Raw genomic sequence first — 7,312 nt, 5'->3', positions numbered from 1 at the left:
CATCGACGTCGGCTCAATGCTGTTAGGGGGTCCCTCTTCGACGCCGATCGGGGGTCCCGGTTCAACGCCTATTTACAAAGCGGGGCAGCCGATGTCCCGTTATGCCGATGTCCCGTTATAGCGCCTGCCCGCAGCTCCTCCGCGCCGGATTGTCGCAAACTTCTGCCCGATCCGATCACCGGCCGATCCAATCCGCCCGAAGCTTGCCCAGACGTTGAGCGAAAACCATATGGATTTAATGCACGAAACTCTCGCCGACCTGGCCTACCGCCACGCCACTCGATCGGACCGTGCGTCGATTCCGCGCGTTAGCCTCCATGTCGCGCAGACGCAGGGCTGGCCGATCGGGACCCTATACCAGCCCATGCTTGGCATCGTGTTGCGGGGCACCAAGCAGGTGGTCATCGGAGACCGCACGCTGCACTATGACGGCAATCATTTTTTCATCGCTTCGATCGACGTGCCCGCATCGCGCGTCACGATCGAGGATCTGCCCGAGGCGCCCTACGTGGCAGTGCGGCTTGCGATCGACCAGGAGATCCTTTCGGATCTGGTTGTTGATGGACCTCATAAAGACGAAGCCGATACCACCGCGTTTGCGGTCGGCGCGATGACGCCCGAACTGCGTGATGCCTGGTCGCGGATGTTACGACTGCTCGATGCGCCAGACGAAATCGACACGCTGGCGCCCTTGATCGAGCGTGAAATTCTGTTTCGCATTTTACAGGGGCCGCAAGGAGCGGTGCTTCGCCAGGCAGCGCGAGCCGGTAGCCGGATTTCACAAGTTCGGGATACCATCGCCCATTTGCGCACGAATTTGGATCGGGTTGTCAGAATTGAAGAACTGGTGGAAATTGCCGGGATGAGCGTCGCAACGTTTCATCGCCATTTTCGGGCTGCCACTGCCATGAGCCCCCTGCAATATCAGAAGACTCTCCGCCTGCAGGAAGCGAGGCGGCTATTGCTCGCCGATGCCGATGCGACAAGCGCAGCATTTGCGGTCGGATATGAAAGCGCATCGCAATTTAGTCGTGAGTACACGCGGATGTTCGGCACACCGCCTGCGCGCGATGCTGGAAGGCTACGGGCTAGCAGGGATTAATGTGACCGCACGTTTGGCGTGAATCTAGTCGATCCTGTCACTGACCATGCAGCCGATTTCCCCGAAATTCGATCCCCATCGAGAAAGCGCCGCCTGTCTTGACCACCGTTCCCTTACGGTAGGCGTGATCGATAGAAACGCACCGTTGCAGACGTTCGCGACTATAACGAAAAGGCGGAATGAAAGCCGGACTTCGATCTTTAGTCACCGTCGAGCACAAGTCCGTGCATCAGGAGGCTTTGACCTTTCCGAGCACACTGTTAGGCGCAAGCAATGTCCACGGTCGTCGCACTCATCGCTCTCGCGGCTGCATCCGCCGTGCCCATGCCACCCGCTACCGTGCCCAGCGCAGCTTTGAAACGCGCGACCGCAAGCCTCGACACCAAGTCGCAATGCGTACCGTTCAACTGGATTGTAAACGACAAAGGTTCGGCGCGCGGCGCGATCACTGTGCCTGTGGTTATGAACGGTCGGCCCTTGCGGATGCAGCTCGACACAGGCGCTGACGTTACCAGCCTCTATGGGCATTTAGCCGAGCAAGCTAGCTGGTCGAAAACGGGAAGCAAAACGTTCAGAGCCGCGCGGTTCACGGTCGCTGACACTCGCCTCGACCGGCCGACTATCTACGTCAATTCGGACATGGAAGCCGATCCCACCGTGCAGGGCACGCTCGGCCTTCCGGCGCTTCTCGGCAAGGTCGTGGTCCTCGATTATCCTGGAAAACGCTTATGTCTATTTGCCGAGGCGGATGTTCCCGCAGCTATCGCGGAAGCACCTTCAGTTCGAGCTATGCTGCGCAACTCAAAACTCTACGTTCCATTGTCGATCGGTGCGTTCGCCAGCGACGCATTCGTGTTCGATACCGGGTCTAGCGAACTACCGCTCAACGTCGATCTGGCGACCTGGCGCACGCTGACCAACCGTGTGACCACCGAAGGCGCGCCGACGAGCTATCAGGGCAGCGCTTGGGGTAAGCCACTTATTATCCCAGGCGCACCCTCCGCCAGCCCGGTTTCGATCGGCAAGATCGTTCTCGGTCGCGTTACCGTCTTCACCAATCCTGCTCAGCCAACTGGCTTCACTGACTGGCCAGTGCAGACGGTCGGCGTGCTCGGCAATGCTCCCGTGTGGGACGGAATCGTTGTTCTGGACCTGACTGCCAGGGTAAGGTTTTCCATCATCCATTGACAATACAGTGGCGCATCAGAAGCCGTCATGATGCAAAACTCACTGGTTTGCATTGCGCCAAAAATAAACAAAAATTGAGCGTTTCCGTGATGCATATGTCCGATGCGCCAGAGCGGTAGCCATTCCCAAAACTCGATCCCAATCGGGACGGTCGCGCTTAGCGTACGATTCCGAACATCCTCTGGCCGGCCCCCATGCCGCGCAATTCGACCGCCTGATCCTGCCTGCCCTCGACGCCGGGCATGCGATCGAAGGCTTCCTCCAGCAGACTGGCATGAAAACGATTACCGCGACGAGCCGAAAGAAAGCTGTTGCGCATCACCACCCGCTTCGCGCGCGAGCCGCCTCGGGAAATCGGGGCGGCTTTTAGCGCTTATGGAACGACAGAGAAGGAGCCAACTGGGGTCGCACAAGCGGCCTCAACTATGGTCCGCTCGATCATGCGGAAAAGGGAGCATCTCGTCAGACTGTCAGCCCTTTCTCCCTTTACACCATCCAGGTAGACTGCAAGCGCTGTCACTCCCCGCAAGGTTCATCGCCTCGGCGAGTGCCTCGTCGAAGTCTCCGTCGATTAGCGACCGCTTGATGCGGCGACGCAAAAAATCGGCCCATAGGAATTCGAAGAAGGGGCGGCTGGTCTTGGCACAGCCGCCGGCGCGGATCAGCGCGCCGACCAGACTGCGATAGGGATCATCCTTCAGGTCGCTCATCTTATTCGGAATTTTAGAAAGCGCACGTCGTTCGCCGTCGGCATCATACGCGTGGCACCACGCGCTGTTGTCGAGGAAGGTCCAGAATTCGTCTTTCGCGAGGTGCGACAGGTCGGCGACGATATAGACGCCGACCTCGTTCACCCCCTCTTCCAACAGCGCGCGGACGAAATGATGGTGGTCGACGATATAGGGGCGACCCTTCGGCCCGATTACCGCCGGAACGATGTGTTTGCGCAGCAGCTTTATGCGGTCTTTCGCCCCCGCATCGTGCCATTCCCGCCGTTTGGTCGCGATCTCGCGATAGCCGACCGTCATCTGCGTCGGGCGGAGGTCTTCGAGCGCGATACCCAGCGTTGTGTCAGACATGCCGTTCGATCCTCATATCCTGATTTCGGTCCCGATTTCGATCAGCTGGCGCGAGGCGATGCCGAACGATGCGCCGGTCGGCGTCGCGTTGCGTTGCATCCAGACGAACAGCGCTTCGCGCCACGGCCACATTCCGGCGATATCGCGGTCGGCCACCAGCGTCTCGTGCCCGATATAATAGCTGATCGACTCCAGGTCGGCGTCGTCGATGTCGGTCCGGGCGTCCCGCAGGCGCGTGGGGATATCGAGATCCTCCATAAAGCCGAAGTGCAGGATGACCCGCCAGAACCCCGCCGCCAGCGCCAGCGCCTCGGCGCGCCGCTCGATGGGCATCGTCGGGATCTCCTCGGTGACGACCGAGACCAGCAGGACAGACTTCTGCAACGATTTATTGTGTCGAACGTGCGTCGCGAGCGCGAGGGGAATTCCAGTGGTTGAAGCGCTAAGAAAGGCTGCCACGCCGGGCACGCGCGCGATCTCCTGCTGCTCCAGCATCGCGACGAACCGATCCTCGGACTCGCGCAGCCCGACGCGCGCCTGCTCGACAAATCCTATGCCGCGCCGCCATGTCAGCATCAGGAAAGCGACGACACCCGCGATCACGAGCGGGAACCAGCCCCCCTCGAGAAGCTTGGTCGCATTGGACGAGAAGAACACCAGGTCGAGGAGCATCAGCGCGCCATTGACCATCACGACGAGAACTACGCTGTAACCCCAACGGATCGCGACGAGCGCTGCCAGGAAGGTCGAGATCGCCATCAGCCCTGAGACCGCAATCCCGTAGGCTCCGGCGAGCGCATCGGACGACCGGAACGTCAGCACCGCGCTCAGCGTCGCCAGCGCAAGCAGCCAGTTGGCCAGGGCGACATAGACCTGACCGCTTTCCTCGCGCGCGGTGTGCGTTACGCTCAACCGCGGGAGGAAGCCGAGCTGGATCGATTGCTGCGTCAGCGAGAACACGCCGGAAATGATCGCCTGCGACGCGATGACGGTCGCCACGGTCGCGAACGCGATCATCGGATATTGTGCCCAGCCCGGAGCCAGTCCGTAGAACGCATTGTCGATCTGGCCGGGCTCGAGCGTCAGCAACGCGGCCTGTCCAAGATAGTTGAGGACGATCGCCGGCAACGCGACCGCGAACCACGCCAGCCGCACCGGCGTGCGGCCGAAATGCCCCATGTCGGCATACATGGCTTCGCCGCCGGTGACCGCCAAGAATACGGCACCGAGGACCGCAAAGCTTTCCACCGGCGGCGCATGGAACAGAAAGCCGATCGCGGGGATCGGGCTCAATGCGACGAGCACCTGCGGCGCTTGCACGATCGAACCAATCCCAAGCACCGCGATTGTGACGAACCAGCTGAGCATCACGGGTCCGAAAATTCGCCCGATAAAGCCGGTACCGCGCGATTGCACCGCGAACAGACCGATCAGGATCACGACCGTAATCGGCAGCACGAAGTGCGCAAGCCCGGGAGCCGCCGTCTTCAATCCTTCGACCGCGCTCAGCACCGAGATCGCCGGCGTGATCGCTCCGTCGCCATAGAGCAACGCGGCGCCCACCAGCCCCAAGACCAGCAAGGCGGCACGCCGGCTGCCGGCCGGGGCGTCGCGCGTGTTGAGCAGCGCGAGCATCGCAACGACACCGCCCTCGCCGTGATTGTCGGCGCGCATGATAAGCAGCGCATATTTGATCGAAACGACGAGAATGAGCGACCAGATAACCAGCGACGCGACGCCCGTCGCAGCCACTCCGACATTGCCGCCGTGGCTGCCAAGCGCCGCATGGACTGCGGCCTTGAAGGCATAGAGCGGGCTCGTGCCGATATCGCCATAGACGATGCCCAGAGCCGCCAAGCTTAGGGCGATGCGGCCTTGCGTGCCGGGGGTATGGCTAGATTCCGCGGGTGAAGCCTCGCGCGCCACAGTTGCAACGTCCACGTTCTTGCGTTCCCTACCACGTCTCGAGCTCCGGTCCCTAGGCGTATGGCCGATCCGGGAATACTAAAGTCTTAGTCATGTCCGCGGAGGCCGACCGGAGCCGCTATTGATCGCTCTTTCCTCGTCGCACGCGGGCATGCATGAAGGGCCAATGTTTGGGACGTCAGATATCAACGGCGCGGCGCACGTCGTCCAGCTCGCGCTGACACCGATCTTCCTCCTGACCGGTCTTGCCTCGCTGTTGAATGTCTTCACCACACGGCTGGGGCGGATTTCCGACCGCGTCGATCGTCTGGCAGGCGATGCCGCCCGCCATCCGCGACAATTGGCCCGCCTGCGCCTTCGCTCCGCCGCGCTCGACCTCGCGGTCTTGTTGGCGGCGCTTGCGGGCGCCCTGACATGCTGTGCTGCACTGACGCTTTTTCTTGGGGCTTTGCGAAACGCTGGTACGGGGTACGCCCTCTTCGCCTTTTTCGGATCGGCGCTTCTCTGCGCCATAACCGCGCTCGCCGCATTCGGGTTTGAGACGGTCCTGTCGGGTCGCTCGGTTCGCGAACAGGCGAACGCCGACGGGGACCAACAGGAAGATGTCCAAACCCGGCATGGCGGCGGTGCGCGGACGTCGGGTGACGCATGAGAACGGTCGATGGCGCGATATGGCTGACGCTCACCGCGATCCATCTGGCCATTATCGTGCGCGCAATCCTGCTCGAAGATCGCGACAGCTATGCGCGCGCCGCTTGGGTTCTGCTCCTCATTTCCCTTCCGGGGATCGGCACGATCCTCTACCTGCTGTTCGGTGAACGCTGGATCTCCAACGCGTTTCGGAAGCGTGCGCGCGAATGCTACACGGTGCTTTTTCCCTACGCGCCGCAGACGGGAACGAGCGAAGTGTCGCCGGCGTCCGCCGGCGCGTTCCGCACGTGTGAAGCGGCGAGCCGTTGGCCGACTGCGATCGGCAACACGGCGCAGGTTGCATCGGGGCCCGACGCTGCGATCACCGCGATCGTCGCCGATATCGATGCCGCGACGCGTACGGTCCATCTGTCTTTCTATATCTGGTTGAGCGATCACAACGGCACCAAGGTGGTCGACGCGGTGTGCCGCGCCGCAAAGCGCGGCGTGGCATGCCGCATTGTCGCCGACGCCATCGGCTCGCGCGCGCTCATCCGTTCGCTGCACTGGCAAGCGATGCGGGAGGCAGGCGCGCAGCTGTGTGCGTCGCTACCGGTACCGTTCGGACTGGGCTTCCTCGCCGGCCACCGCACCGATCTGCGAAACCACCGGAAGATCGTCGTCGTGGACGGCGCGACGACATGGTGCGGCAGCCAGAACTGCGCGGATCCGGCATTCCTGCCCAAACGCAAGTTTGCCCCGTGGGTCGATATCCTCATTCGCTACGAAGGGCCGATCTCGCGGCAGGCCGAAGTGATTTTCGCTTCGGCCTGGATGGCGGAAACCTGTGAGGACATGCGCCCGGTCTTGAGCCCCGATCTCCCAGTTCCGTCACCGTCAGGCTTTTCCGCGATCGCGGTCGGGACCGGACCGCTGTCGCCGCAGGCAACGATGACCGACATCTTCGTCGCGGTGCTCGCCGCCGCTCGCGAGCGGGTCTTGATCACGACGCCCTATTTCGCCCCAGATCCGCCGCTGCTCAATGCGATCGTGGCGGCCGCGCGTCGCGGCGTACGACTGACCATCATTTTTCCGCAGCGCAACGACAGCCGGATCGTCGGCGCGATCAGCCGAGCTTATTATCCCGTCCTGGCTCGCGCCGGTGCGCACATCTACGAATTCCGCGGCGGTCTGTTGCACGCCAAGACCCTGGTCGTCGACGATACGCTTGGGCTGGTCGGCTCCGCCAACATGGATCGCCGCAGTCTCGACCTGAATTTCGAGAACAATGTTGTGTTCGAATCAGCCGCGCTGGCGGCCGAGGTTGCGGTTCACTAAAGCCGGTGGCTGGCCCACTCTGTCGAGGTCGATCATGACGGTGTCGCGG

General features: G+C 62.0%; 7 protein-coding genes. 4 read left to right on the top strand and 3 right to left on the bottom strand.

All coding sequences use genetic code 11. The features are described from left to right. Positions 1-214 precede the first annotated feature (214 nt). Both IE187_RS20180 and IE187_RS20175 read left to right on the top strand, forming a co-directional pair. Entirely contained in the window at positions 215-1,102 is an 888-nt protein-coding gene (locus IE187_RS20180) for an AraC family transcriptional regulator (RefSeq protein ID WP_229839598.1), read from the top strand. Between the two features lie 273 nt (positions 1,103-1,375). Continuing rightward, positions 1,376-2,290: a retropepsin-like aspartic protease gene (locus tag IE187_RS20175; RefSeq protein WP_189677798.1), complete on the top strand. Its 915-nt coding sequence runs from the start codon at positions 1,376-1,378 to the stop codon at positions 2,288-2,290. Between the two features lie 157 nt (positions 2,291-2,447). On the opposite strand, the gene IE187_RS20170 is transcribed toward IE187_RS20175, so the two are convergent. The 3 genes from IE187_RS20170 to IE187_RS20160 form a co-directional block, all read right to left on the bottom strand. After that, the gene (locus tag IE187_RS20170) at positions 2,448-2,609 is read right to left on the bottom strand and encodes a hypothetical protein (protein ID WP_189677797.1); all 162 of its coding nucleotides are present in this window, start codon (positions 2,607-2,609) and stop codon (positions 2,448-2,450) included. 151 nt (positions 2,610-2,760) lie between these two features. Beyond that, entirely contained in the window at positions 2,761-3,369 is a 609-nt protein-coding gene (locus IE187_RS20165) for a ParB-like protein (RefSeq protein WP_189677796.1), read from the bottom strand. A gap of 12 nt (positions 3,370-3,381) precedes the next feature. Beyond that, positions 3,382-5,226: a potassium transporter Kup gene (locus IE187_RS20160; protein ID WP_229839596.1), complete on the bottom strand. Its 1,845-nt coding sequence runs from the start codon at positions 5,224-5,226 to the stop codon at positions 3,382-3,384. 190 nt (positions 5,227-5,416) lie between these two features. Here IE187_RS20160 and IE187_RS20155 point away from each other — a divergent pair, with 190 nt between their 5' ends. Next, on the top strand, positions 5,417-5,947 hold the full coding sequence (locus IE187_RS20155; protein ID WP_229839595.1) for a DUF2721 domain-containing protein: 531 nt from the start codon (positions 5,417-5,419) through the stop codon (positions 5,945-5,947). After that, positions 5,944-7,263 (top strand): phospholipase D-like domain-containing protein, encoded by a 1,320-nt coding sequence (locus IE187_RS20150; protein WP_189677795.1) that lies wholly within the window; start codon positions 5,944-5,946, stop codon positions 7,261-7,263. The genes IE187_RS20155 and IE187_RS20150 overlap by 4 nt, the downstream gene beginning before the upstream one ends. Positions 7,264-7,312: the final 49 nt, after the last annotated feature.

The sequence above is a fragment of the Sphingomonas glacialis genome, from assembly GCF_014653575.1.
Lineage (GTDB): Bacteria > Pseudomonadota > Alphaproteobacteria > Sphingomonadales > Sphingomonadaceae > Sphingomonas > Sphingomonas glacialis.
Note: the sequence above shows the minus strand (reverse complement) of the source record. Positions and strands in the feature narration are given on the sequence as shown.